The sequence below is a fragment of the Bradyrhizobium sp. LeoA1Lang genome, from assembly GCF_055413685.1.
In genome coordinates this window covers 1-23,985 of the sequence record NZ_JBVAPG010000094.1, presented here as the reverse complement: position 1 = coordinate 23,985, position 23,985 = coordinate 1, and the positions used below count along the sequence as shown (strand labels likewise).

The following is a 23,985-nucleotide window of genomic DNA, read 5'->3' as shown; positions in this document are numbered from 1 at the left end:
TAGCCAATCGAGGCTTGTTTTGCCAAGCAAAACGCCTGCCAAAAGATATAACGTCTCTGTCAGCCCAATGCTGCGGTAGCTAAGAGAAATTCTTACTCGCAACAGCGAGAAATGTGGGCTCAGGACGCCGTTGGAACAGGCCCGCAGCCCGTAGCCCGGGTGAAGCGCAGCGCAACCCGGGACCGCTCGTCAATGTTGAGGCGAAGTGCCCGGGTTACGCTTTCGCTCCACCCGGGCTACGGGATTTCGAGGTGGAGGGAACGCACCCTCAGGCCTGATCGAGACCGTACAGCGTGTGCAGTGTGCGTACCGCGAGCTCGGTATAGGCGGCATCGATCAGCACCGAGAACTTGATCTCGGAAGTGGTGATGGCGCGGATGTTGATGTTGCGCGCGGCGAGCGCGGCAAAGGCCTTGGCCGCGACGCCGGCATGGCTGCGCATGCCGCTGCCGATGACAGAGACTTTCGCGACGTCGGTGGCGCTGTCGAAGCGCTGGTAGCCGATCTTGCTCTTGGCCGCGGTGATGGTGTCGCGGGCGCGGCCATAGTCGGTCGCCGGAACGGTGAAGGTCAGGTCGGTGGTCTTGCCGTCCTCGGAGACGTTCTGCACGATCATGTCGACATTGATGTTGGCGTCCGCGAGCGGGCCGAAGATCGCTGCTGCCACCCCCGGCTTGTCCTCGATCTGGCGCACGGAAATCTGAGCTTCGTCCTTGGAGAAGGCGATGCCAGTGACGACGTGCATTTCCATGATTTCCTCCTCGCTGCAGATCAGCGTTCCCGGCGGCGTGCCGTGCGGGTCGATATCTTCAGGCTTGTCGAAGCTGGATCGGACGAAGATTGGCATGTTGTGCACCATGCCAAGTTCCACCGAGCGCACCTGAAGGACCTTGGCGCCCTGGGAGGCCAATTCCAGCATGTCCTCGAAGGCGATTTTCTCGAGCCGCCGCGCCTTCGGCACTACGCGCGGGTCGGTGGTGTAGACGCCGTCGACGTCGGTATAGATGTCGCAGCGGTCGGCTCGGACCGCCGCCGCGATTGCTACCGCCGAGGTATCGGAACCGCCGCGGCCGAGCGTGGTGATGCGGCCGGTCTCGGGGCTGATGCCCTGGAAACCGGCGATGACCGCGACCTCCTTCCGCTCCTTGAAGCGGTTCATGATCTCGGTGCCGTCGATATCGAGGATACGCGCCGAGGCGTGCGCGTCGGAGGTCTTGATCGGGATCTGCCAGCCCTGCCAGGAGCGCGCCTGGATGCCCATGCTCTGCAGCGTGATCGCCAGGAGGCCCGAGGTGACCTGCTCGCCGGAGGCGACGACGGCGTCATATTCGCGTGCGTCGTGCATCGGGGAAGCCTCGCTGCACCAGGCCACCAGCTCGTTGGTCTTGCCGGACATCGCGGAGACCACCACGGCGACGTCGTGGCCGGCATCGACCTCGCGTTTGACATGGCGTGCGACGTTGCGGATTCGGTCGATATTGGCGACGGAGGTGCCGCCGAATTTCATCACGAGGCGGCCCATGACGACGCGTGCATTCCTTGTGAGGATCGGTAGAGTGCCCGCGCTTTAATCCAAGCGCGGGGGCTGAAACGCGCGTATACATAGCGAAGCGGCCGGGGGCAAGCGGGTTCCTGGCGCCGTCCGTGGCGGGGGCGCGGGTGGCTATGACGCGGTGGTAACTGAGGCGTTTGTATGGGGCGGTATATCGACGAGATCCTGCAGCCCGGCGAGAGGGTGCTGTATTCGACCAATGCGCACTGGATCTTCTTCCTGCCGGCAATTGCCGGCTGGGTCGTAGCGATCGTGTTCCTGGTCCTCTCGTACATGGTTCCGACTGGCGCGCCGGCAGTTTTGTGCCTGGTGATGGCTGCTCTGGCGGCGATCGCGGCGCTTTACAAGACCGTGACTGCGGGAATCCACCACTGGACCACCGAAACCGACATCACCAATCTGCGCGTCGTGCACAAGACCGGCTTCATACGGCGGAAGACCATCGAGATGAGTTTGGACAAGATCGCCAGTGTCAATGTAGAGCAATCCATTCTGGGGCGTATTCTCAACTACGGCGACGTAACGATTTTCAGCGTTGGTGAGGCAGAGCAGGACATTCCGACGATCGCCTCGCCGCTGGCGTTCCGCAATTCCATCACGGCGCGATAGGGGCGCGCGCATCATGGCCATGCAATCTGACTTTTCCGGCACCACGGTCGATCCGGCCGAGGTCGCAAAATTCTCAAAACTCTCGGCGGAGTGGTGGGACCCGCGCGGCAAGATGGCGCCGTTGCACAAGATCAATCCGTTGCGGCTGGGCTATATCCGCGATGCCGCCTGCCGCAAGTTCGACCGCAACGTCAGGAGCCTGAGCTGTTTGTCCGGCTTGCGCACCCTCGATATCGGCTGCGGCGCCGGGCTGCTGTGCGAGCCGCTGGCCCGGCTCGGCGCGCAGGTGATCGGGATCGATCCTGCCGCCACCAACATCGCCGCCGCGAAATTGCATGCCGACAAGGGGCACCTGGCGATCGACTACCGCTGCACCACGGTCGAGGAAATGGACGCGCGCGAGCGCTTCGACATCGTGCTGGCGATGGAGGTCGTCGAGCACGTCACCGACGTCGGCGTGTTCGTAAAGCGCTGTACGGCGATGCTCAAGCCCGGCGGGCTGATGGTGCTCTCGACGTTGAACCGCAACTGGAAGAGCTTTGCACTCGCGATCGTCGGCGCCGAATACGTGCTGCGCTGGCTGCCGCGCGGCACCCATCAATGGAGCAAGTTCGTCACCCCCGACGAACTCGCGCATCACCTGCAAGACAACCACCTCACCATCACCGACCAGGCCGGCGTGGTCTACAACCCGCTCGCCGACAAATGGAACATCTCCTCCGATATGGACGTGAACTACATGGTGGTCGCGGAGGAGGGGTAGGAGCTGCTTGCCACGCGGACGGCGTGCGGTCCGGGCGCAATCCTGTCATGCGCTGTTCCGGTTGACCGTGCCCGCGGCGGCCGCCACGGTGAGACCGTTTTCCCAGCCCGCTCGCGATTCTCCCGCACATGCTAACGATTTCCTCGCTCTGGATTCCCTTCACCATCGTCGCTGCGCTCGGGCAGGTCGCGCGCAATGCGATGCAGCGGTCGCTGACCGGGCCGCTCGGGACCTGGGGCGCGACCAATATCCGCTTCCTGTTCGGCTTTCCGTTCTCGATCCTGTTCTTTGCGCTGGTCATCGCGGCGACCGGCGATTCCGTTCCGTGGCCGCCAGCGGTGTTCTGGCCGTGGCTCCTGCTCGGCGCGCTCAGCCAGATCGTCGGCACCGGCTTGATGCTGCTGGCGATGAACGAGCGCTCCTTCGTGGTGACGACGGCCTATCTGAAGACCGAGGCGATCCAGACCGCGATCTTCGGCTTCGTCTTCCTCAGCGATCACCTCACCTTACTGAAGGTGATCGCGATCCTGACCGCGACCATCGGCGTCGTCATCACCGCGCTGCGGACCGGCGGCGAGAAGGGGTTTGCGGAGCTGAGGCCGACCATCATGGGCCTCGTCGCTGCGGCCGCCTTCGCGCTGTCGGCGATCGGCTTTCGCGGCGCGATCATTGCGGTGCCCGGCGTCTCCTTCGTGACGGCATCGTCCTATACGCTGGTGTTCGGCCTGTTCGTGCAGACGCTGGTGCTGTCGATCTATCTGTTGCTGCGCGCGCCCGGCGTGCTCAAGGCGATCTTCGGATTATGGCGGCCCTCGATGCTGGCGGGCTTCATGGGCGCGTTCGCCTCGCAATTCTGGTTCCTTGCCTTCGCGCTGACGGCGGCGGCGAATGTGCGAACATTGGCGCTGGTCGAAGTCTTGTTCGCGCAAGGCGTGGCGTATTATTCGTTCAAGCAGCCAATCTCGCCGCGCGAGCTTTCCGGCATCGTCCTGATCGTGTTCGGTGTGGCGCTATTGATCGCGGTCTGACGATCAGTTGCGGTCGTCCGGCAGCACCGGCAGCGGCGAGACTTCGACGCCTTCCTCGATCAGCGAGCGCGCTTCCTCCGGCGAGGCTTCGCCGTAGATCGGGCGGTGCTCGATATCGCCGTAATGCATCTTGCGCGCCTCGTTGGGGAAGCGGTCGCCGACATTGTCGGCGTTCTGGACGATGTGGTCGCGCAATTCCTTCAGCTTGGCGCGCAGCTCACGCTCCTGCGCCATCATCAGCGGTGTGGATTCGGCTGGCGCTGCCGCCGGCTGCTCGGCCGGCGCGGGAGCCGCGGCTTCGCGGCCCTTCTTGCCGACGATCTGCGGCGCCATGATCGCCTTCTCGACCGTTGACGTGCCGCAGGTCGGGCAGGCCACGAGCTTGCGGCGGACCTGGGAATCATAAGCCGACGAACTCTGGAACCAGCTTTCGAAAGCATGGCCCCGTTCGCAGCGCAGGTTGTAGCGGATCATGCTGAGCCCCGGACGAGGTGCAGATGCTCCGGACCTGCCTTGGGGTCGGCGACCGTGAAGCGGCGCCCATGCTGCAGCGAAGGAACCGCCCTGCGCGCGGTCTCGACCTTGGCCGGATCGATCTTCGCCAGGAATACGCCCGGCTCGACGCCGCCCTCGGCGAGGACCTCGCCCCAGGGGTCGATGATCAGCGAATGACCATAGGTCTCGCGCTTGTTCTCGTGCAGGCCGGCTTGCGCGGCGGCAAACACGAAGCAGCCGGTCTCGATGGCACGGGAGCGGAGCAGAATGTGCCAATGCGCCTCGCCGGTCTTGCGGGTGAAGGCGGACGGCACGGTGAGAAAGGACGCGCCGCTTTCGGCCAGCGCACGATACAGTGCCGGGAAGCGCACGTCGTAGCAGATGGTCAATCCGATCCGGCCCCACGGCAGATCGGAAATGACAGCGGTCTCGCCCGGCTGGTAATTGGCCGATTCGCGATAGCTCTCTCCGCCGGGCAGATCGATATCGAACATATGGATCTTGTCGTAGCTGGCGAGCAGGTTGCCGTCCGGGCCGATCAGGAAAGAGCGGTTCACCGCCTTCTCCGGCGAGAAGCGCAGCGCTAGCGAGCCGATATGGAGATGGATCTTCAATTCGGCGGCCAGCGCGCGATAGGCCTTTAGCGACTTGTCGTCCTCTTCCGTCGCCAGATGCTCGAACAGCGCCTTGCGGTTCAATTGCATCATGTTGCTCACTTCAGGCGTGAGCACATAGTCCGCGCCTTGCGCCGCCGCCTCGCGCACCAGCTTCACGCCTTGCTCGAGACTCGGCTCCGGCAGAAGCGAGGTGCGCATCTGCACCATGGCGGCGGTGAAGGTGCTGTCGGCGCTCATCAGGCCACGCCTTCGCTGGTTAAGAGATCATCGAGCTTGCCCTCGCGGTCGAGCGCATAGAGCTCGTCGCAGCCGCCGACATGGGTGCTGCCGATGAATATCTGCGGAAAGGTCGAACCGGCGCCGGCCCGCTCGTACATCTCGTCGCGATAGGCCGCGTCGCTGGCAATGTTGAATTCGGTGAACGCCGCCTTCTTGCGGGTCAGAAGCGACTTGGCCGCGGAGCAGTAGCCGCAGCCCGGGCGGGTGTAGATTTCAATTGCAGCGGTCATGGCGCGCTCGGTTGTGATTTTGTCCAGGATTATATGGGACCTTTGTGGCTATCGACAACCCGGGCGAATACCAGCACGTCGACCTGCGCGGCTTTGGCGCGCAGAAGCGCCCGCGCGCAGGCGTCAACCGTCGCTCCCGAGGTCAGGACGTCATCGACCAGGATCACGCGGCGGCCCTGGACTTCGGCGGCCCGGTCGGGCGCCACCTTGAACGCACCCTGGACGTTGGTCGCCCGCTGCGCCCGCGACAACCCGACCTGCTGCTCGGTCGAGCGCACCCGGCGCAGCGCATCGGAGGCGAGGTTGACGCCGCTTTGGCGCGAAATGACGCGGGCAAGCGCGCCGGATTGGTTGTAGCGGCGGCTCCAGCCGCGCCGCCAGTGCAGGGGAACTGGTACCAAAACATCGGCGTCGCTGAGCAATTCCTTCCCCGCCCGCGCCATCCAGCGGCCCATTGCTGGCGCCAGATCCGTGCGGTCCTGGTATTTCAATGCGTGCACCAGCGTGCGCGCGACGTCGTCATAGCGCACCGCGGCGCGGGCGCGCTGGTAGGCCGGCGGATTGGCGATCGCCTCCATCGACAACAGTTCCGGCCCTGGGTCGTAGACGAAGGGAATGCCGAGCCGCGGGCAGAACGGTGGTGCAATGAACGACAATTTGGCCCAGCAGGCGGCGCAGACGCCCTCGCCATCGACCGGCTCGCGGCAGGCAACGCACAGCGTCGGCAGCGCGATGTCGAGCATCAGCCGTGCTGCATGCGTCCATGCTCCCTGCGCAACGCTCAGCGCGCCGCGCAGATGGCCTGCAATAGAGCGGGATGGTGATGCTTCGGCGCCCATGAAGGGAGGCTAGCGCCGCGAACCTGTCAGCTCAAGCATTGCGTTGCCAGCGACGGAGGCAAGGCGTACCAACCGGCATGGCCGCAAACCCGACCACTCCTGTGTTGTTCGACCGTTCGCTGTTGTCAGCCCGGCTGAAGCGCGCGCGGCGCAACGCGCCGGTCACCTTCCTGCTCGAGCGCGTCGCCGAGGACATGGCCGAGCGGTTGCAGGCGGTCACGCGGGAGTTTGCCGATGCCGCCGACATCTGGACGCCGGGCAACGCGCTGCATGATCTCGTGCGCGAGCGATGCAAGTCGGTCCGCGAGGTCACATTCGAGGCTTCCGAAGTCCTTCCGCTGCAGCCGCAATCGCTCGATCTCGCGGTCTCCGCGCTCGCCTTCCAGTTCGTCAACGATCTTCCCGGCGTGCTCGCGCAGATCCGTCGCGCGCTGAGGCCCGATGGTCTGTTGCTCGCGGCGATGATCGGCGGCGATACGCTGACCGAGCTCAGACAATCCTTTGCGGCGGCCGAAGCCGAATGCGAAAGCGGGGTGTCGCCGCGCGTTGCGCCATTCGCCGATCTGCGCGACGTCGGCGCGCTGTTGCAGCGTGCGGGCCTCGCGTTGCCGGTGACCGATGTCGACCGCATCGTGGTGCGCTACGACAATGCGTTCGCGCTGATGCAGGAACTGCGGCGCATGGGCGCCACCAACATCCTGATCGAGCGCCGCCGCGCACTGAGCCGCCGCGCCACCTTGCTGCGGATGGCGCAAATCTATGCCGAACGCTTCGCCGATTCTGACGGCCGCATCCGCGCCACCTTCGATGTGATCTGGCTGTCCGGCTGGGCGCCGCATGAAAGCCAGCAAAAACCGCTGCGGCCGGGTTCGGCGAAGACGAGTCTGGAAGAGGCGGTGAAGCGGGCAAAGCGCGACTGACGCCGAATACCCCGGCCGTCATCGCCGGGCTTGACCCGGCGATCCATCGATCTGGAAAGAGTCTTTGTGAAGATGGATGCGCGGGTCAAGCCCGCGCATGACGAGTGAAGGTGCGGCGGCCCGCCGCGAGCAAACCTACAACAACAGATCAATCAGATGCGGGATCAGCGGAATATCCGCCGCCGGCATCTCGTAGTCGCGCAATTTGTTGGCGCGGACCCAGGCGAGATTCTGCCCCTCGCGCGCCGTCACCATGCCGTCCCAGCGCCGGCAGATATAGAGCGGCATCAGCAGGTGAAACGTCTCGTAGGCGTGGCTCGCAAAGGTCAGCGGCGCCAGGCACGGCTCGGCGACGGTGATGCCGAGTTCTTCGTGCAATTCGCGGATCAGCGTGGCTTCCGGCCGTTCGCCTGCCTCGACCTTGCCGCCGGGAAATTCCCAGAGACCAGCCATCGGCTTGCCCGCCGGCCGCTGCGCCAGCAGCACGCGCTTGTCGGCATCAACAAGCGCGCAGGCAACCACGAGGGTGAGTTTAATATCGGTCATGCACCACACGCTTGAATCGTAGGGTGGGCAAAGCGCAGCGTGCCCACCGCCAACACTCTGCTCGCAATGGTGGGCACGCCGCGCTTTGCCCACCCTACGGAATCACTGATATCACGACCGATAATCGCCGTTGATCGCGACATATTCCTTGGTGAGATCGCAGGTCAGCACGCGGTCGCGGCCCTTGCCGAGGCCGAGGTTGACCTTGATCTGGATCTTCGGCTGCTTCATCGCCTGCGATACTTCCGCCTCGTTGTAGGAGGGATCGCGCGCGCCGCTCTTGGCGACGCGGATGCCGTTGAAGGAAATCGAGAGCTTGTCACGGTTGGCCGGCTCGCCGGCCTTGCCGACCGCCATCACCACGCGGCCCCAATTGGCGTCCTCGCCCGCGATCGCGGTCTTCACCAGCGGCGAGTTCGCCACCGACATCGCGATCTTGCGCGCCGACGCCCTGGTGGTGGCGCCATCGACGATGATCTCGACCAGTTTCCGCGCGCCTTCGCCGTCGCGCGCCACCTGCTCGGCAAGATCGGCGAGCACATCGCGGAACGCTTTCGTAAACGCTTTCAGGCGCGGATCGCTGGCGCGGCTGATCTTCGGCGCGCCGTTTGCCGCGGCGGTGCCGGTCGCGAACGCCAATAGCGTGTCCGATGTCGAGGTGTCGCCGTCGATGGTGACGGCATTGAAGGTGTCCTCGACCCCGCTCTTCAGGAGCTGTTGTAGCGCGGCTGAGGACAGCGGCGCGTCGGTGAAGATGAAGGAGAGCATCGTCGCCATGTCGGGTGCGATCATGCCGGCGCCCTTGGCCATGCCGTTGATCGTGACCTTGGCCTTGCCGAGCTTGACGGTCGCGGTCGCGACCTTCGGGAAGGTGTCGGTGGTCATGATCGCCTTCGCAGCGCTCATCCAGTCATCGGGCCCAGCTTGCTCGGCCAGCGTCGCCAGCACCCCGTCGAACTTGGTCGCATCGAGCGGCTCGCCGATCACGCCGGTGGAAGCCAGGAACACCTCATTGACGCCGCAGCCGACCGCCTTGGCGGCGATCTGCGCGGTCAGCGCGGTCGACTGCTTGCCGGTCTTGCCGGTGAAGGCATTGGCATTGCCGGAATTGACCACCAGCGCGCGAGCAAATCCTCCCTTGGTAGGTCCGCCCTTGCCAAGCTTGGCGCGGCACCATTCCACCGGCGCCGAGGGGCACTTGGACTTGGTGAAGACGCCGGCGACGGTGGTGCCCTTCTCCATCACCGCGAGCAGCACATCGGTGCGCCCCTTGTAGCGGATGCCCGCTGCCGCCGTCGCAAGCCTGACGCCCGCAATCGCGGGCAAATCGGGAACGTCTGTCGGGGCGAGAGGAGAAACGGCGGTGGACATGGGTGAAAATCCGGCGGGACGGGGTAATGATGATCGTCATGGCCGGGCTTGACCCGGCCATCCACGTCCTTTTCCCGGCCGGCGAGGCGCCAAGACGTAGATGGCCGGGACAAGCCCGGCCATGACGAGTGTAGATACTATTGGCTTCGCTGAAGTGACAGCGAATTCTTACTTCTTCGCCGGCGGTGCCATCTTGGAGTCGGACGGCTTGGCGGCCGGGGCCGTTGCGTCCGGCTTGCTGTCGCTCTTGGCGGTCTCTTCCGGCTTGTCCATGCGCTCGATCTTGGCGGCCTCGCGCAGCTTGGCGACGTAGTCGGCCTGCGCCTTGCGGGTCACATAGGTCTCGATCTGGCTCTTGACCTGGTCGAACGGCGGCGCGGTGCGGTTGCGCTTTTCCTCGACCTTGATGATGTGCCAGCCGAATTGCGACTTCACGGGATCGGAGATCTTGCCCGGCTCGAGCGAAAAGGCGACGGCGGAAAATTCCGGCACCATCTGCTCCTTGGTGAAGAAGCCGAGATCGCCGCCATCGGAGGCGCCGGGATCCTTGGACTTCTTCTTGGCGAGTTCGGCGAAATCGGCGCCCTTCGCGAGCTCGGCCTTGATCGCCTTGGCCTCGTCCTCGGTCTCAACCAGGATGTGGCGGGCATGCACTTCCTGTTCGCCGGTGATCTGCTTGGAGGCCTCCTCATAGACCTTCTTCATGGCGTCGTCGGTGGTCGCGGCCTTGCCCTCGCTGGCAAGCAGGCTGTCCATCAGGAGCCGGTTGCGGGTGAAGGCGATACGCTTCTTGAACTCGTCAGTATTGTCGACCTTCTTGTCCTCGGCGGCCTTGGCGACGATCTTCATGTCGATCAGGAAGGCCAGGAGGTTATCCTTCCGCGTCGCCGGGTCCATCTGCTGCAGGCTCGGCCCGAGTTCCTCTTCGGCAATCGCCACATCGCTCTGGCGGATCTCTTGCCCGTTGACCTTGGCAAGCACCGGGTTGGCATCCTCGGCGCGGACCGGCAGGCCAAAGGCGAGAACGGCAGCGATCGAGCCGGCCACGGCCAGTGACGCAAGGCCGACACGCAAGCCGGGTTTCATTTCCGCGAACGAGGTGGTCATGCAAAATCCTTAACTTGTCTCGAACAGGGGGAACTTGTCTTGAGCGGGGCGGACACTCGCCCAATCAAGCCGCCTTGGCAACGCGAAAAGTCTGACAAAATGATGAATTCCTTGACATCCTGCCGAGCGTTGACAACCCCCGGAGCGGGCCATATCTCTGGCCCATCGTGTCAATGGCGATAGCGCTCATTTTGCTTACGTTTTTGGCCGTTGAACCTTGGATTGCTTGCTTCCCACTTAATTGGCGGATCGGGCCCCAGGTTGGGGCCGTTGCCGGGGTGCGTCACGGTGAGTTGATAGACGATCGGCTGCACCACGCTCCGGTTGCAACGCAGAAGAACAGGAACTACGCATGATCGGCGCGCTCGCCCGCAAATTGTTCGGCTCCGCCAACGACCGGCGGGTGAAGGGATACCAGTCCCGCGTCAACGCCATCAACGCATTGGAGCCCGAACTCGCAAAGCTTTCGGACGAGGCGTTGAAGGCCCGCACCGCCGAATTCCGGCAGGAATTGGCGAACGGCAAGACGCTCGACGACCTTCTGGTTCCTGCGTTCGCCACCGTCCGCGAGGCCGCCAAGCGCACCCTCGGCCAGCGCCATTTCGATGTGCAGCTCATCGGCGGCATGGTGCTGCATGAGGGCGACATCGCCGAGATGAAGACCGGCGAAGGCAAGACGCTGGTGGCAACACTCGCGGTCTATCTCAACGCACTTGCCGGCAAGGGCGTCCACGTCGTCACCGTCAACGATTACCTCGCCCGCCGTGACTCCGGCTGGATGGGCCAGATCTATTCCTTCCTCGGGATGAGCACCGGCGTGATCGTCCACGGGCTCGACGATGCCGAGCGCAAGACGGCCTATGCTTGCGACATCACCTACGGCACCAATAACGAATACGGTTTCGACTACCTCCGCGACAACATGAAGTACCGCCTCGAGGACATGGTCCAGCGCGGGCACTATTACGCCATCGTCGACGAAGTCGACTCGATCCTGATCGACGAGGCGCGGACGCCGCTGATCATCTCCGGCCCGCTCGACGACCGCTCGGATTTCTACAACACCATCGACACGTTCTTTCCCCAGCTCGACAAGACGGACTACGACGTCGACGAGAAGCAGCGCACGGTGACGCTGACCGAAAGCGGCATGGAAAAGCTCGAAGGGTTGCTGCGCGATGCCGGCCAGCTCAAGGGCGAGTCGCTCTACGACGTCGAGAACGTCTCGGTGGTCCACCACGTCAACCAGGCGCTGCGCGCACATACGCTGTTCACCCGCGACAAGGACTACATTGTCCGCGACGGCGAGGTTGTCATCATCGACGAGTTCACCGGACGCATGATGCCGGGCCGCCGCTACTCGGAAGGCCTGCACCAGGCGCTGGAAGCCAAAGAGCACGTCCAGGTCCAGCCGGAGAACCAGACGCTCGCATCCATCACCTTCCAGAACTATTTCCGGATGTACGAGAAGCTGGCGGGCATGACCGGCACGGCCGCGACCGAGGCCGACGAATTGTTCGACATCTACAAGCTCGAGGTCCTGGAGATCCCGACCAACCTGCCGGTGGCGCGCCTCGACGAGGACGATGAGGTCTATCGCACGCAGAACGAAAAATACGCCGCGATCCTCGCCGAGATCGAACGCGCCAACAAGCGACTGCAGCCGGTCCTGGTCGGCACCGCGTCGATCGAGAAGTCGGAAGTGCTGGCCGAGTACTTGCGCAAGCACGGCTACAAGCAGATCGACTTCAGCAATCACGGCGCGCTCGACAAGCTCTATGCCGCTGCGCGCGCCGGCAAGCCGGCGAAACTGTTCGCGGTCTTGAACGCGCGTTTCCACGAGCAGGAAGCCTATATCGTCGCCGAAGCCGGCGTGCCCGGCGCGATCACGATCGCGACCAACATGGCCGGCCGCGGTACCGACATCAAGCTCGGCGGTTCGCTCGAGATGCGGATCCAGCAGGAGACGGCCGCCATCACCGATGAAGCCGAGAAGGCGCAGAAGATCGAGCAAATCAAGGCCGACATCGAGCGCTTCCGCGAAATCGTCTTGAAGGCCGAGGAGGTCGTCGAGGTCGAGCCCGCCAAGGGCAGCAAGCCGGCCAAGACGGTGAGCAAGCCCGGCGGCCTCTACATCATCGGCTCCGAACGGCATGAATCCCGCCGCATCGACAACCAGCTCCGCGGCCGTTCCGGCCGCCAGGGCGACCCCGGCCGCTCGAAATTCTTCCTGTCGCTGGAAGACGATCTGATGCGCATCTTCGGGTCCGACCGGCTCGACAGCATGCTGACCCGGCTCGGCCTGAAAGAGGGCGAGGCGATCATCCATCCCTGGATCAACAAGGCGCTGGAAAAGGCGCAGCAGAAGGTCGAAGCGCGCAACTTCGACATCCGCAAGAACCTGCTCAAATTCGACAACGTCCAGAACGACCAGCGCAAGGTGATCTTCGACCAGCGCGTCGAACTGATGAAGGACGAGAGTGTCGCCGAGACCGTCACTGATATGCGCCACGCCTTCATCGAGGATCTGGTGGCCAAGCATATCCCCGAGCATGCCTATGCCGAGCAGTGGGATGCGGCGGGGCTGAAGGACGAATTGAAGCGCGTGCTCGATGTCGACCTGCCGGTCGACGAATGGGCCAAGGAAGAGGGCATCGCCGACGAGGAATTGCTGGCGCGGATCGAGAAGCATGTCGACGAGCGTATGGCGGCCAAGGTCGCGCAATGGGGTCCCGACGTGATGCGCTACGTCGAGAAGACGATCCTGTTGCAGACGCTCGACCATCTCTGGCGCGAGCACCTGATCATGCTTGACCATCTGCGCCAAGTGATCGGTCTGCGCGGCTATGGCCAGCGCGATCCGCTGCAGGAGTACAAGACGGAAGCCTTCAACCTCTTCCAGGAGATGAGCTCGCATCTGCGCGAGGCCGTCACCGCGCAATTGATGCGGGTCGAGATCATCCCGCCGGAGGAGCAACAGCCGGTGTTGCCGGCGATGGAAGTGCACAAGCTCGATCCCAACACCGGCGAGGACGAGATGTCCTTCGCCAACGCCTCGCTGGTGCCGAAGGCCGCCCCCTCCGACCGCGATCCCAACAATCCCGCCACCTGGGGCAAGGTCGGCCGCAACGAGGATTGCCCCTGCGGCAGCGGCAAGAAGTACAAGCACTGCCACGGCCGCTACGCGTAAGATGAGTTGCCCGCAACGGGCAGCGTACTCCTCTCCGTCATTCCGGGGCGTCCGAAGGACGAACCCGGAATCCATTTCTCCTCCAGCGCATGCAGCCCAATGGATTCCGGGCTCGATGCTTCGCATCGCCCCGGAATGACTGCTTCCGTCATTGCGACCCGTTGGCTCGCAATGACGATGTGGCTACTTCGGGCGCGACAAATCAACCCGACGGGCAAATCAGCAAAAGTCTGTCCAGCCCTCGCGCAAAAAACATTCCGCTTTCGCCGTCGGGCAAATCAGTGATTTAACTCCGCGCGTCTCATCCGAATGAGGGGCGGCTCGCGATCGTCACGAACGTTGCGGTGAGATGCGGTGGACGCAGGTCTTGCGATAGACGAACGCAACATCCGCGGACGGCGAAGTCGTGTGGTCCTGGCGCCCCGACGCTGGCGCTAAGTTTTTCGCGCGAACAAGTTCGCGCGGGAGATGACGGTGGCAAGAAAGCCCGGTCACCGAGGAGAGCACGAAGTAAGCCGTAACACCATCGCGCAGGGAAAGCCGGAATGCTTCGGTTGAACCTGTGGTCCTACCCCCGTGCTTTTTGTTGCACGGGACCCACGGGTGCAACCAGCACCCGGCTTTCCCTGCGCCCTCCGCTCAATGAGAGGGTGAAACGAACGCAAAGCTCGGACGCAAAGCGCCGCGAGAATGCGAACTCTTGTCTCCTCTCGCTCCACCGTCATGCCCGCGAAGGCGGGTATCCAGTACTCCGCGGCCTCTCGGCTCAAGCACCGCCGCCTCTGGAATACTGGATCGTCCGGTCAAGCCGGACGATGACAGCGAAGAGCTGTTTGACATTTGAATCAGAACTCACCCCACGTCATTGCGAGGAGCGCAAGCGACGAAGCAATCCACGCCTCCGCAAGCGGCGAAATGGATTGCTTCGCTCCGCTCGCAATGACGCGGTGCGGATGTTGGGAGGATCGTAGGCGGGGAGAACGCCGCGCCTACTTCATCGCTCCGAAGCGGCCGTCGAAGGAGTTCGGCTGCACGATCGGCTGCGAGCCGGAGAGTTGCGTGTCCTTAGCGGCCGGCGCGGCTGCGGCGGTCGAGGTCGCCGGCGCATCGGTGACGGTCGGCTTGAGCGTCGGCTTGACGGCGGCGAGCTTGGTCTCGGGCTTCGGTGCGACGCGAACGACCGATTGCGGCTTGGTCTGAGCAGCCTTGATCTCAGCAGCCTTGGCGTCGGCGGCCCTGGTCTCGACCGCCTTCGGCTTCGCGGCCGCCGCGGGTGCGGAGGGCGGCACGCTGGTCGCGGCGGCGTTGGCATCGGCTGTGGCGCCGATCCCGACCTTGCGGGCGATGCTGGAGAAGAAGCCTTCCGACTGCTCGCCTGACTGCGTCGCGGGCGTCGCGGAAGCGACCTTGGTCGACGAGATCGACGGGGTCGATGACGTCGCCGAAGTCGTCGACACTGCCACGACCGGCTCTTCGGGCTGCGCCAGGTTCGGCTTCGGCGGATTGACGGTGGACGGGATCGTGCCGGGCGCACGCGCCAACTGCAGCGACGCCAAGCTCTGGCTGTCGCCGCCCTCGGAGAGGCCGGTACTGCCCTCCGGCAGCTTGGAGGCAAAGATCTTGTTCATGCCGCCATCGATGCCGGTGTTCATCCGCGCCACTGGCGTGCCCTTGGAGATCAGCTTGGCGACTTCGGCCGCCTCCTGCTGCTGCCTCTCGCGCACGGCGCTCGCGATTTCGTCCGGGATCACATAGGCCGGGCATCTGGCGGACGCATCGAACACCGGATCGCGGGTGGCGCCCGCAGGCTTGGCGGCGTCGAAGACATATTTCCTCTCGCAGAAGTCGACCTTCGGCTCCTGCTTCGTCACCTCGAAATGGTCGTAGCCTTCCTTGATCATCTTCCAGAAAGGCATGTTCGGGTTGTTGCGGTGCTTGGCCATGTTCACCGGCGTCATCCGGAACGGATAGGCCTGCAACTGGAATGCCTTCTGGCCGCCGAAGAAGGACTCGCGGCCCAGCGAATAAATCTCCGCGATCTGCTCGTCGGTCATCGCGTAGCAGCCGCGCGAGGAGCAGTCGCCATGCACCATCAACTGCGAGCCAGTGCGGCCGAGCGCCTTGTCGAAGGCGTTGGGGTAGCCGGTGTTGAAGGAGAGATAGTAGGCTGATTGCGGGTTCATCTGGCCCGGGCTGATCGTATAGAAGCCCTCCGGCGCCTGGCGGTCGCCCTCGCGGATCTTCGGGCCCAGATCGCCGGACCAGCGGCAGATCGGATAGGTCTTCAGCAGCGCGAACCTGCCGGAGCGGTCCTGCTTCCAGACTTCGAGCTCGGCTTCCTGCTTGAACAGGCGGACCAGGATCGGCGACTGCAGATCCATGTCCTTTTCGGCAATCGCCGCGACCAGCTTCGGCGGCACCGGCTGGTTGGCCTTGGCATTCGATGCGAGTGAGATGTCGTCGCTATTGCAACCGGCGAGCAATACAGCGGCCGCAAGGGCAGCCGAGGCCAGAAGCGCGCGAACCAGCGTGCGGTGATTCAAGTCCAAGCTCCACACCCACCAGGCATTTCGGGCAACCCCAAGTCAGCCTTTATGCCTTGAAGCGATCGTTAAAATACTAACCTTTGGACTTCCCACCCGCAACCTGAACGGGGTCCGGCGGGCCGGAACCATGACAGGCATGGTCAAGCAAGGGTTAAAAACCCGCCTCTAGGCCGAATTGCGGCCAAACTGGCCGACCTGGAGCAAAATGCCGCGATTTGCGGCCAGCTAAGCGAGCTTGCGGCCGATATCGAGAAACTTCTGGCGGCGCTGCTTGCGGATCGCGTCCGCATCAAGATTTCGTAGGTCGTCGAAGGCCTGCGCGATGGCATCGCCGGTGGACGCGATCATGGCGGCGGGATCGCGATGGGCGCCGCCCGGCGGCTCCTTCAGGATCTGGTCGATCACGCCGAATCGCAGCATGTCCTGGGCGGTGATCTTCATGCTGTTGGCGGCTTCCTGCGCCTTGGTGCCGTCCCGCCACAGGATCGAGGATGCCGCCTCCGGCGAGATCACGCTGTAGATCGCGTGCTCCATCATCAGGACGCGGTTGGCCGTGGTGATCGCGATCGCGCCGCCGGACATGCCCTCGCCGGTAATGATCGCGACATTGGGCACCCCCAGCGACAGGCAGGCGTCGGTCGAGCGCGCGATCGCTTCGGCCTGTCCGCGCTCCTCCGCGCCGATGCCGGGATAGGCGCCGGCCGAATCGACGAGGGAGAGTACCGGAATGCCGAAACGGTCGGCCATTTCCATCAGCCGGACCGCCTTGCGGTAGCCTTCGGGCCGCGCCATGCCGAAATTGTGCTTGATCCGGCTCTCGGTGGAGGCGCCCTTCTCCTGGCCGATCACGCAGATGCTCTCGCCGCGGAAGCGGCCGAAGCCGCCGAGCAGGGCTTCGTCGTCGGCGAATTTGCGGTCGCCAGCCAGCGGCGTGAATTCGGTGATGAGCGCGCTGACGAAATCGGTCAAATGCGGCCGCTGCGGGTGCCGGGCCACCAGCGTCTTCTGCCACGGCGTCAGATTGGCATAGAGGTCGGCCAGCGCCTGGCCGGCCTTCTCCTCGATCCGCGCGATCTCGTCGCCGATGTCGCTGCCGGACGCTGCCAGCGCGCGCAATTCGTCGATCTTGGATTCAAGCTCGGCGACGGGTTTTTCGAAGTCGAGGTAACTGCGCATCTGATCCGGCATTACGGCAATATAGGAAGGAACCTGGCGGGCGGCGAAGCGGGTCTGGGGTCTGGAAGAGAAGTTTTGTATCTTCAATAAGTTAACACGCAGCCTAAGCCGAGGCGCGTGGGCTGACCGCAAGCGGTGACGCTCTTTCCTGTGAGAAGCCGCCGAAGTCAAGGCGTAACCCGTAGCCCGGATGGAGCGAAGCGTAATCCGGGGATCGACCGGGCTAAGCCTTCTCCGCCAGCGGATGCAGGTCGCGCACCAGGCTCTTCAGCCGCTCCTCGACTACATGGGTATAGATCTGGGTGGTGGAGATGTCGGTGTGGCCGAGCAGGGTCTGGACGATCCGCAGGTCCGCGCCGTTGTGCAGGAGGTGGCTGGCAAAAGCATGCCGCAGCACGTGCGGGGAAACGAGCCGCGGCGCCAGGCCGGAAGCCGCCGCCAATTCCTTGAGATCGCGGGCAAAGTGTTGCCGTGTCAAATGACCGCTCTCGCCGAAGGAGGGAAACAGCCATTTCGACGGCGCGGCCTTCTTTTCCGGCTTCATGACCTGCATCGCCGTGAGATAATCGGCCATCGCCTGCCGCGAAGCCTCGTTCAGCGGCACCAGCCGCTCCTTGTTGCCCTTGCCGCGCACCACGATCATGCGGGCATCGCGCCGCGCCGCCGACAGCGGCAGCGAGACCAGTTCGGAGACGCGCAAGCCGGTGGCGTACAGCACCTCGAGCAGGCAATGGAGCCGGAGCGCGCGCAGCCGCTGCGCCGGCGTCGTGTCGGTCTGCGTGAGTTCCTTCGCCCGCGTCAGCATGCGGTCGACGTCGGCGATCGACAGCACCTTGGGCAGGCCGCGGCCGCGCTTCGGGCCAGAGAGGATCGCGGCAGGATCGTCGCTGCGGATGCGCTCGTTGAGCAGGAATCGGAACAGATGCCGCATCGAGGAAAGCCGGCGGGCGACGCTGGTTGATTTGAACCCGCGCGTGTCGAGGTCGGCGAGGTAGTCGCGGAGCGTCTGGGTGACCGCGCCGGCAAAGCTCCTGCCGGCATGGGTGAGGAATTCGGACAGGTCCTCGAGGTCGCGACGATAGGCGTCGAGCGTGTTCTCGCCCGCGCCCTGTTCGGCCGCGAGCATGTCGAGGAACAGGCTGATCAGCCCGGCATCTGATGTGCTGGAACGTGTCTTGGGACGCATCGCCGAATCATAGCGGCTATTTCTTGAGGAACTTATCCGGTGGGATCGTCACCGTCATTTCCCGCGGTTTCGGGGTCACGAAATTGGCCAGCGCGAAGATGATCCCGTAGCCGATACCGCCGATCACGGCGACGACCGTCAGGAAGCGGAACAGGCTCGGCATATCGAAGGCTCGGGCGGCGAATTAACCATCGGCATCATCCACCATGTTCCCTCAGCCGTTGCAAGACTCTGGCAACGGTATCGGCGGGGGTAGTATAGGTGACCGGAATGCCGCAAATTCGCCGAGAGACCGAGCTTTAGATGCCAGACAGCGCCCCACCGCTACCTGCGCTCCCGTCCCTGGAGGCCGACATCCTGGCCGCGCTGGGGTCGAGGTCGATCGTGCTGGTGGGCATGATGGGCGCCGGCAAATCGACCATCGGCCGGCGGCTGGCCGCGCGGCTGAGGCTATCCTTCACCGATGCCGACACCGAGATCGAGGCGGCGGCGGGCATGTCGATCCCGGAGATTTTCGAAACCCATGGCGAGGCCTATTTCAGGGATGGCGAGGCGCGGGTAATCGCGCGCCTGCTTAGCGACGGGCCGGCAGTGCTCGCCACCGGCGGCGGCGCGTTCATGCGTGAGGAGACCCGCAACTGCATCCGTGCCAAGGCAATCTCGCTCTGGCTGCGCGCCGATGCCGATGTCATCATGCGCCGGGTGCGGCGCCGAGCCGATCGCCCGCTGTTGCAGACCGCGGATCCCGAGGGGACGGTCAACCGTCTGCTCGGCGAGCGCGAGCCGGTCTACCGGAGCGCTGACCTGACGATTTCGTCGCGCGACGTGCCGCATGACCGGATCGTCGAGGAGTGCTTAGAGGCGTTGCATGCCCATCTCTGTGGCAACGGCACGGCACAACCGGAAACCAACGGAATTAGCATCCCATCATGACTGCGCCACTGAAACACTCGGATCCCATCACCGTCGATGTCGCGCTCGGCGACCGCGCCTACGACATCGTGATCGGGCGCGAGGTGCTGCCGTCGCTCGGGCCGCGCATTGCGGCGCTCCGCCCGGGTACGCGCACCGCCATCGTCACCGACCGCACCGTGGCGAAGCATTGGCTGGAGCCGACCGAGGCGTCGCTTGCGGCGGCGGGCATTTCGAGTTCGCGCATCATCGTCGAGGAGGGCGAGGGCTCGAAGAGTTATGCCGGCCTGACCCAGGTCAGCGAAGCGCTGATCGCGGCCAAGATCGAGCGCAACGATCTCGTGATCGCGCTCGGCGGCGGCGTGGTTGGCGATCTCGCGGGCTTTGCCGCGGCCATCCTGCGCCGCGGCGTCGATTTCGTGCAGGTTCCGACCTCCCTGCTGGCGCAGGTCGATTCCTCGGTCGGCGGCAAGACGGGGATCAACTCGCCGCAGGGCAAGAACCTGATCGGCGCCTTCCACCAGCCGGTGCTTGTCGTCGCCGATACGGCCGTGCTCGACACGCTGTCGCCGCGTCAGTTCCGTGCCGGCTATGCGGAGGTCGCCAAATATGGCGTGCTTGGCGATGAGGCTTTCTTCGCCTGGCTGGAAGCCAGTCACGCCGACATCTTCTCGGGCGGCGCGGCGCGCGAGCACGCGATCGCAACCTCATGCCGCGCCAAGGCCGCGATCGTCTCGCGCGACGAACGCGAGACCGGCGAGCGCGCGCTGCTCAATCTCGGCCACACGTTCGGTCACGCGCTGGAAGCGGCGACGGGCTTTTCCGACCGGCTGTTCCACGGCGAAGGCGTTGCCATCGGCATGACGCTGGCGGCAGAATTTTCCGCTTCCCTCGGCATGATCGCGCAAGCGGACGCGGCGCGCGTGAAACGCCACCTCGCCGCGGTGGGATTGCCGACCCGGCTGCAGGATATCGGCGGCTTCGCCCAGGAAGGACTGGCCGATGCCGACGCGCTGATGGCGCTGATGGCGCAGGACAAGAAGGTCAAGCGCGGCAAGCTGACTTTCATTCTGCTGGAAGCCGTCGGCCGCGCGGTGATCGCGCGCGACGTCGAACCTGCGCCGGTGCGTGACTTTCTGAAGGCAAAATTGGCCGAGAATTAAGAGCATGATCCGGAAAAGTGGGAACCGGTTTTCCGAAGAGATCATGCCCAAGACAAAGACGCTGCTCGGATGACGTAGCTTGACCTGGGTTTCGTTCGCAATCGTCGTCGTCTGCCTGTTGGTCTCCGCCTTTTTCGCGGCGAGCGAGACCGCGCTGACCGGCGCTTCGCGCGCCAGCATGCTGCGGCTGTCCAAGCAGGGCAACCGCGAGGCCGGCGTCGTCTCCAGCCTGTTCAACATGCGCGAGCGGCTGATCGGCGCGCTGCTGCTCGGCAACAACATCGCCAATATCGGCGCATCGGCTCTCGCAACCGGCATCCTCACCGCCTGGTTTGGCGATGTCGGCGTGCTCTATGCGACCGCGGTGATGACGGTGACGGTCGTGATCTTCGCCGAGGTGCTGCCGAAGACCATCGCGATCAACGCGCCCGACCGGATATCGCTCCTGGTGGCGCGGCCGATGAAGGTCACCGTCTATCTGCTCGGACCGTTCCTGACCGTGATCGAGTTCATCGTGCTCGCTCTGATGAAACTCTTCGGCATCAAGGTTGGCGCCAACCAGGCCATCCTGTCGCCGACCGAGCGACTGCGCGGCGCCGTCGACCTGTTGCATCATGAGGGCAAGGTCGAGAAGCTGGACCGCGACATGTTCGGCGGGCTCCTGGATCTGCGCGAGTTGCAGGTGTCCGACGTGATGGTCCATCGCACCGAAATGACCATGATCAACGCGGACCTGCCGCCGGAGGAACTGGTGCGTGAGGTGCTCGCCACCGAGTACACCCGCATTCCGCTGTGGCGCGACAAGCCCGAGAACATCATCGGGGTGCTGCACGCCAAGGATTTGCTGCGCGCCATCCGCGCCGCCGATGGCGACACGTCGAGCATCGACGTCTCCACCATCGCGCTGCCGCCCTGGTTCGTGCCGGAGATGCGGCCCGTCTCCGAGCAGCTCAAGGCGTTCCGCCGCCGCAAGACGCACTTCGCCCTCGTCGTCGACGAGTATGGCGAAGTCGAAGGCCTGGTGACACTGGAAGATATCCTGGAGGAGATCGTCGGCGACATTTCCGACGAGCACGACGTGGTGGTCGCGGGTGTTCGTGCCCAGCCCGACGGCTCCGTGGTGGTCGACGGCTCGGTGCCGATCCGCGATCTCAACCGTGCGATGGACTGGCATTTGCCGGACGAGGAAGCCACGACCGTGGCGGGTCTCGTGATCCATGAAGCGCGCTCGATACCCGAACGCGGCCAAAGCTTCACCTTCCACGGCTTCCGCTTCCGCGTCCTGCGCCGCGAGCGCAACCGCATCACGGCACTACGCATCACCGCGCTGCCGCGCGAAGCCGAGGCCGAGGAGCCCAGGCCGAAGCGCGCGGGGACGGCGTTCTAGTCAGCTCGCGCAGCGCATATCCGCTCCATCTCCTCACCCTGAGGAGGCCGCGCAGCGGCCGTCTCGAAGGGCGAGGCCGAGGTGCCGCCGCGGAATGCGTGGAAGCGGCGGGGCCTCGTCCTTCGAGACGCGCTGCGCGCTCCTCAGGATGAGGATCGGGCAGGAGGATGAGGATCAGGCAGGGCGCCTATTCAATGTCGATGGTGATGCCGGAAAGCTTCCAGGTGCCGTCGGCGGGGATGAAGGCGAGCTGATACTTCACCTGCTTCGGCGTGGTCTCGAAATGGCCCTTCAGGCGCAGCACGCCCTTGTCGTCAATCTTTGCCTCCTCGTCTGCAACGACGGGCTTTGCCACCACGGCGTCGAACACCGCGTGCTTGTCGACGAGATCCTTGAAGACGGCCTGCAGCTTCTCCGGCGGAAACTGCCCGGCGAACGGCTTTGAGAGCTTGGCGTGCAGGACCGTGAAATTATTGGCGGCGACGGCATCGCTCAGCGTCACCAGAATGCTTTTCACGAGCACTTCCTGAACGAGCGGGCTCGGCATGGCCTGTGCCGCAGCCGGTACGGGCACAGAGAGCGCCAGCATTGCCATCACGGCCGCGGCCAATTGCAGATGTGCCCAGTGAACCATCTGACAGCCCCTCGTTACAGGTGACGATGGTGCAATGAGCCTGCCCAATTCCAATGGAACTGTCCATCGCCCAGGCAGCTATTTCTGATAAAGGAAAACAGCCGTGGCGTCTTGCGCGACGTTGATCAAAACCGCAGTTCGGGCGTGTTCTTCAGCTAAATTTCGAGGCGGCGCCCCTCAGCGCGGTCGTTCCACTGGAGCTTGCGCATGGATCGCGAGCGCATGCACGCCATCCGCGAGTTCCTGGGTGAGTGCCGCATTAATCATGCGATGGCGTTCGATCCGGCTCTTCCCTTCGAACGCTTGAGATACAATATAGACACGGAAATGCGTCTCGCCGCCTGGCCGATGCCCCGCGTGGCCCTCATGCAGATGTGATTCATCGTGGACCTCGAGGCTTTCGGGCAAGAAAGCTTCACGCAACTTGTTTATAATAACATCTCTTGTGCTCATGGCGGCGGCAATAGTTCGAAGGCTGCATTTCGTCAATGGCACATCCGAAGCAGAGGTATTCGCAATGTCAAGACTTGAAGCTTTTTGCATTGCGTAGTCAAAGTCAGTCATGGCGATCGATTCATCAAAATTCTTCGACTCCATTCGCATCAAGCCGACGAAGGTGAGTGCGAAGCGCCAGGCGCAGGCTGGCCAGGAAGCCATCACCTGCGAATGGGCCGGCTGTCAGAACAAGGGTTCGCACCGCGCGCCGAAGGGCCGCGAGAATTCGCGCGAGTATTGGCATTTCTGCCTCGACCATGTTCGCGAGTACAACCAGTCCTACAATTTTTTCCAGGGCATGAATCCCGAGGCGGTGGCGCGCTACCAGAAGGATGCGCTGACCGGCCATCGCCCGACCTGGAAGATGGGCGCCAACACCAGCGCCAAGCATGGCAAGGGTAGTGCCGAGGACGATCTCGGCGGCGCCGCCGATCCCTTTAACGTGTTCTCCGAACTCAATGGCCGCGCTGGCTGGCGGCCTGGCCCCGGCGCGCAGGCCAAGCCCGAGGCGCGCAAGGTAATGAACGCCGAGCGCAAGGCACTGCAGGTGATGGGACTCTCCGCCGAGGCGACGCTCGAAGACGTCAAGGCGAAGTACAAGGCGCTGGTGAAGCAGCACCATCCCGACGCCAACGGTGGCGATCGTTCTACCGAAGACCGCCTGATCGAGATCATCAAGGCGTATAACTATCTCAAGACCGTGGTGCGCGAGGCGTAGCACACTGTCGTCCCGGGCTTGACCCGGGACCCTTAACCACAGGATCCCGTGGTTACGGCAAAATGTCGGCCCAGTCTTAGTTACAATTCACGTCAGTGGTTGATGGGGTGGACGGCCCCCTACGGCATCAGTTGTGCCAGAATGAGGTTGTCGAAATCTCAAACGAGGGAGCCGTCCGTGACGCAGATTATCCGCATTGGAATGGATACGTCGAAGCATATT

At 63.9% G+C, this 23,985-nt stretch carries 24 protein-coding genes; 9 read left to right on the top strand and 15 right to left on the bottom strand.

Features of this window, described 5'->3' with window-relative positions; genetic code table 11:
• Positions 1–268 precede the first annotated feature (268 nt).
• Positions 269–1,522 carry an aspartate kinase gene (locus ACZYOF_RS27320; protein ID WP_130581900.1) on the bottom strand — a complete coding sequence of 418 codons (1,254 nt, stop codon included), beginning with the start codon at positions 1,520–1,522 and terminating at the stop codon, positions 269–271.
• Between the two features lie 171 nt (positions 1,523–1,693).
• Here ACZYOF_RS27320 and ACZYOF_RS27315 point away from each other — a divergent pair, with 171 nt between their 5' ends.
• The 3 genes from ACZYOF_RS27315 to ACZYOF_RS27305 all read left to right on the top strand — a co-directional run bounded on the left by ACZYOF_RS27315 (position 1,694) and on the right by ACZYOF_RS27305 (position 3,952).
• A complete protein-coding gene (locus ACZYOF_RS27315) occupies positions 1,694–2,161 on the top strand; it encodes a PH domain-containing protein (RefSeq protein ID WP_463717726.1) in 468 nt (155 codons plus the stop codon).
• A 13-nt stretch (positions 2,162–2,174) separates the two neighbouring features.
• A complete protein-coding gene (gene ubiG, locus ACZYOF_RS27310; RefSeq protein ID WP_463717725.1) occupies positions 2,175–2,924 on the top strand; it encodes a bifunctional 2-polyprenyl-6-hydroxyphenol methylase/3-demethylubiquinol 3-O-methyltransferase UbiG in 750 nt (249 codons plus the stop codon).
• 128 nt (positions 2,925–3,052) lie between these two features.
• The gene (locus ACZYOF_RS27305; RefSeq protein ID WP_463717724.1) at positions 3,053–3,952 is read left to right on the top strand and encodes an EamA family transporter; all 900 of its coding nucleotides are present in this window, start codon (positions 3,053–3,055) and stop codon (positions 3,950–3,952) included.
• Between the two features lie 3 nt (positions 3,953–3,955).
• Here the strand turns inward: ACZYOF_RS27305 and ACZYOF_RS27300 are convergent, their stop codons facing one another.
• The 4 genes from ACZYOF_RS27300 to ACZYOF_RS27285 are packed head-to-tail and all read right to left on the bottom strand — an operon-like array spanning position 3,956 to position 6,412.
• Complete coding sequence (locus ACZYOF_RS27300) at positions 3,956–4,426, bottom strand: DUF1178 family protein (protein WP_130581904.1); 471 nt, start codon at positions 4,424–4,426, stop codon at positions 3,956–3,958.
• Complete coding sequence (locus ACZYOF_RS27295; RefSeq protein ID WP_463717723.1) at positions 4,423–5,301, bottom strand: carbon-nitrogen hydrolase family protein; 879 nt, start codon at positions 5,299–5,301, stop codon at positions 4,423–4,425. Before ACZYOF_RS27295 ends, ACZYOF_RS27300 begins: the two co-directional genes overlap by 4 nt.
• Positions 5,301–5,573, bottom strand: a complete 273-nt coding sequence (gene grxC, locus ACZYOF_RS27290) for a glutaredoxin 3 (protein ID WP_130581906.1) — start codon at positions 5,571–5,573, stop codon at positions 5,301–5,303. Before grxC ends, ACZYOF_RS27295 begins: the two co-directional genes overlap by 1 nt.
• A 29-nt stretch (positions 5,574–5,602) precedes the next feature.
• On the bottom strand, positions 5,603–6,412 hold the full coding sequence (locus tag ACZYOF_RS27285; protein WP_394568385.1) for a ComF family protein: 810 nt from the start codon (positions 6,410–6,412) through the stop codon (positions 5,603–5,605).
• A gap of 77 nt (positions 6,413–6,489) precedes the next feature.
• Between ACZYOF_RS27285 and ACZYOF_RS27280 the strand changes: the two genes are divergently transcribed.
• A complete protein-coding gene (locus ACZYOF_RS27280) occupies positions 6,490–7,332 on the top strand; it encodes a methyltransferase domain-containing protein (RefSeq protein WP_463717722.1) in 843 nt (280 codons plus the stop codon).
• A gap of 135 nt (positions 7,333–7,467) precedes the next feature.
• Here ACZYOF_RS27280 and ACZYOF_RS27275 read toward each other — a convergent pair whose 3' ends face one another.
• From ACZYOF_RS27275 to ACZYOF_RS27260, 4 genes are all read right to left on the bottom strand, one after another.
• Positions 7,468–7,878 carry a (deoxy)nucleoside triphosphate pyrophosphohydrolase gene (locus ACZYOF_RS27275; protein ID WP_027581863.1) on the bottom strand — a complete coding sequence of 137 codons (411 nt, stop codon included), beginning with the start codon at positions 7,876–7,878 and terminating at the stop codon, positions 7,468–7,470.
• 111 nt (positions 7,879–7,989) lie between these two features.
• Complete coding sequence (gene argJ, locus ACZYOF_RS27270) at positions 7,990–9,249, bottom strand: bifunctional glutamate N-acetyltransferase/amino-acid acetyltransferase ArgJ (RefSeq protein WP_463717721.1); 1,260 nt, start codon at positions 9,247–9,249, stop codon at positions 7,990–7,992.
• A gap of 168 nt (positions 9,250–9,417) precedes the next feature.
• The gene (locus ACZYOF_RS27265) at positions 9,418–10,356 is read right to left on the bottom strand and encodes a peptidylprolyl isomerase (RefSeq protein WP_282530871.1); all 939 of its coding nucleotides are present in this window, start codon (positions 10,354–10,356) and stop codon (positions 9,418–9,420) included.
• A gap of 170 nt (positions 10,357–10,526) precedes the next feature.
• The gene (locus tag ACZYOF_RS27260; protein WP_282530870.1) at positions 10,527–10,673 is read right to left on the bottom strand and encodes a hypothetical protein; all 147 of its coding nucleotides are present in this window, start codon (positions 10,671–10,673) and stop codon (positions 10,527–10,529) included.
• Positions 10,674–10,708: 35 nt separating this feature from the next.
• On the opposite strand from ACZYOF_RS27260, the gene secA reads away from it, so the two are divergent.
• Positions 10,709–13,546, top strand: coding sequence for a preprotein translocase subunit SecA (secA, locus tag ACZYOF_RS27255; RefSeq protein WP_463717720.1), 2,838 nt, complete (start codon positions 10,709–10,711; stop codon positions 13,544–13,546).
• Positions 13,547–14,535: 989 nt separating this feature from the next.
• Here the strand turns inward: secA and ACZYOF_RS27250 are convergent.
• From ACZYOF_RS27250 to ACZYOF_RS27235, 4 genes are all read right to left on the bottom strand, one after another.
• Positions 14,536–16,089: a L,D-transpeptidase family protein gene (locus ACZYOF_RS27250; protein ID WP_463717719.1), complete on the bottom strand. Its 1,554-nt coding sequence runs from the start codon at positions 16,087–16,089 to the stop codon at positions 14,536–14,538.
• A 228-nt stretch (positions 16,090–16,317) separates the two neighbouring features.
• Positions 16,318–17,280 (bottom strand): acetyl-CoA carboxylase carboxyltransferase subunit alpha, encoded by a 963-nt coding sequence (locus ACZYOF_RS27245; RefSeq protein WP_130577686.1) that lies wholly within the window; start codon positions 17,278–17,280, stop codon positions 16,318–16,320.
• A gap of 211 nt (positions 17,281–17,491) precedes the next feature.
• Positions 17,492–18,454 carry a site-specific tyrosine recombinase XerD gene (xerD, locus tag ACZYOF_RS27240; protein WP_463717718.1) on the bottom strand — a complete coding sequence of 321 codons (963 nt, stop codon included), beginning with the start codon at positions 18,452–18,454 and terminating at the stop codon, positions 17,492–17,494.
• Positions 18,455–18,470: 16 nt separating this feature from the next.
• A complete protein-coding gene (locus ACZYOF_RS27235) occupies positions 18,471–18,617 on the bottom strand; it encodes a histidine kinase (RefSeq protein WP_130577688.1) in 147 nt (48 codons plus the stop codon).
• A gap of 140 nt (positions 18,618–18,757) precedes the next feature.
• On the opposite strand from ACZYOF_RS27235, the gene ACZYOF_RS27230 reads away from it, so the two are divergent.
• From ACZYOF_RS27230 to ACZYOF_RS27220, 3 genes are all read left to right on the top strand, one after another.
• The gene (locus ACZYOF_RS27230; protein WP_463717717.1) at positions 18,758–19,387 is read left to right on the top strand and encodes a shikimate kinase; all 630 of its coding nucleotides are present in this window, start codon (positions 18,758–18,760) and stop codon (positions 19,385–19,387) included.
• Positions 19,384–20,529 (top strand): 3-dehydroquinate synthase, encoded by a 1,146-nt coding sequence (gene aroB, locus ACZYOF_RS27225; protein WP_463717716.1) that lies wholly within the window; start codon positions 19,384–19,386, stop codon positions 20,527–20,529. Before ACZYOF_RS27230 ends, aroB begins: the two co-directional genes overlap by 4 nt.
• A gap of 79 nt (positions 20,530–20,608) precedes the next feature.
• Positions 20,609–21,916, top strand: a complete 1,308-nt coding sequence (locus tag ACZYOF_RS27220; protein ID WP_130577691.1) for an HlyC/CorC family transporter — start codon at positions 20,609–20,611, stop codon at positions 21,914–21,916.
• 187 nt (positions 21,917–22,103) lie between these two features.
• On the opposite strand, the gene ACZYOF_RS27215 is transcribed toward ACZYOF_RS27220, so the two are convergent.
• The gene (locus ACZYOF_RS27215; RefSeq protein ID WP_463717715.1) at positions 22,104–22,550 is read right to left on the bottom strand and encodes a hypothetical protein; all 447 of its coding nucleotides are present in this window, start codon (positions 22,548–22,550) and stop codon (positions 22,104–22,106) included.
• A gap of 177 nt (positions 22,551–22,727) precedes the next feature.
• Positions 22,728–23,003, bottom strand: a complete 276-nt coding sequence (locus ACZYOF_RS27210) for a BolA family protein (protein WP_282530884.1) — start codon at positions 23,001–23,003, stop codon at positions 22,728–22,730.
• Between the two features lie 109 nt (positions 23,004–23,112).
• Between ACZYOF_RS27210 and ACZYOF_RS27205 the strand changes: the two genes are divergently transcribed.
• Positions 23,113–23,763, top strand: a complete 651-nt coding sequence (locus tag ACZYOF_RS27205) for a J domain-containing protein (protein ID WP_130577693.1) — start codon at positions 23,113–23,115, stop codon at positions 23,761–23,763.
• Positions 23,764–23,985: the final 222 nt, after the last annotated feature.

What these genes read in the sequence shown, in the direction of transcription:
- ACZYOF_RS27320 (WP_130581900.1), bottom strand. Translation starts at nt 1,522, where the DNA reads ATGGGCCGCCTCGTGATGAAATTCGGCGGCACCTCCGTCGCCAATATC.
- aroB (WP_463717716.1), top strand. Translation starts at nt 19,384, where the DNA reads ATGACTGCGCCACTGAAACACTCGGATCCCATCACCGTCGATGTCGCG.
- ACZYOF_RS27265 (WP_282530871.1), bottom strand. Translation starts at nt 10,356, where the DNA reads ATGACCACCTCGTTCGCGGAAATGAAACCCGGCTTGCGTGTCGGCCTT.
- ACZYOF_RS27300 (WP_130581904.1), bottom strand. Translation starts at nt 4,426, where the DNA reads ATGATCCGCTACAACCTGCGCTGCGAACGGGGCCATGCTTTCGAAAGC.
- ACZYOF_RS27210 (WP_282530884.1), bottom strand. Translation starts at nt 23,003, where the DNA reads ATGAGCACAAGAGATGTTATTATAAACAAGTTGCGTGAAGCTTTCTTG.
- xerD (WP_463717718.1), bottom strand. Translation starts at nt 18,454, where the DNA reads ATGCGTCCCAAGACACGTTCCAGCACATCAGATGCCGGGCTGATCAGC.
- ACZYOF_RS27230 (WP_463717717.1), top strand. Translation starts at nt 18,758, where the DNA reads ATGCCAGACAGCGCCCCACCGCTACCTGCGCTCCCGTCCCTGGAGGCC.
- ACZYOF_RS27315 (WP_463717726.1), top strand. Translation starts at nt 1,694, where the DNA reads ATGGGGCGGTATATCGACGAGATCCTGCAGCCCGGCGAGAGGGTGCTG.
- ACZYOF_RS27275 (WP_027581863.1), bottom strand. Translation starts at nt 7,878, where the DNA reads ATGACCGATATTAAACTCACCCTCGTGGTTGCCTGCGCGCTTGTTGAT.
- secA (WP_463717720.1), top strand. Translation starts at nt 10,709, where the DNA reads ATGATCGGCGCGCTCGCCCGCAAATTGTTCGGCTCCGCCAACGACCGG.
- ACZYOF_RS27295 (WP_463717723.1), bottom strand. Translation starts at nt 5,301, where the DNA reads ATGAGCGCCGACAGCACCTTCACCGCCGCCATGGTGCAGATGCGCACC.
- ubiG (WP_463717725.1), top strand. Translation starts at nt 2,175, where the DNA reads ATGGCCATGCAATCTGACTTTTCCGGCACCACGGTCGATCCGGCCGAG.
- ACZYOF_RS27235 (WP_130577688.1), bottom strand. Translation starts at nt 18,617, where the DNA reads ATGCCGAGCCTGTTCCGCTTCCTGACGGTCGTCGCCGTGATCGGCGGT.
- argJ (WP_463717721.1), bottom strand. Translation starts at nt 9,249, where the DNA reads ATGTCCACCGCCGTTTCTCCTCTCGCCCCGACAGACGTTCCCGATTTG.
- ACZYOF_RS27285 (WP_394568385.1), bottom strand. Translation starts at nt 6,412, where the DNA reads ATGGGCGCCGAAGCATCACCATCCCGCTCTATTGCAGGCCATCTGCGC.
- grxC (WP_130581906.1), bottom strand. Translation starts at nt 5,573, where the DNA reads ATGACCGCTGCAATTGAAATCTACACCCGCCCGGGCTGCGGCTACTGC.
- ACZYOF_RS27280 (WP_463717722.1), top strand. Translation starts at nt 6,490, where the DNA reads ATGGCCGCAAACCCGACCACTCCTGTGTTGTTCGACCGTTCGCTGTTG.
- ACZYOF_RS27245 (WP_130577686.1), bottom strand. Translation starts at nt 17,280, where the DNA reads ATGCCGGATCAGATGCGCAGTTACCTCGACTTCGAAAAACCCGTCGCC.
- ACZYOF_RS27215 (WP_463717715.1), bottom strand. Translation starts at nt 22,550, where the DNA reads ATGGTTCACTGGGCACATCTGCAATTGGCCGCGGCCGTGATGGCAATG.
- ACZYOF_RS27305 (WP_463717724.1), top strand. Translation starts at nt 3,053, where the DNA reads ATGCTAACGATTTCCTCGCTCTGGATTCCCTTCACCATCGTCGCTGCG.
- ACZYOF_RS27205 (WP_130577693.1), top strand. Translation starts at nt 23,113, where the DNA reads ATGGCGATCGATTCATCAAAATTCTTCGACTCCATTCGCATCAAGCCG.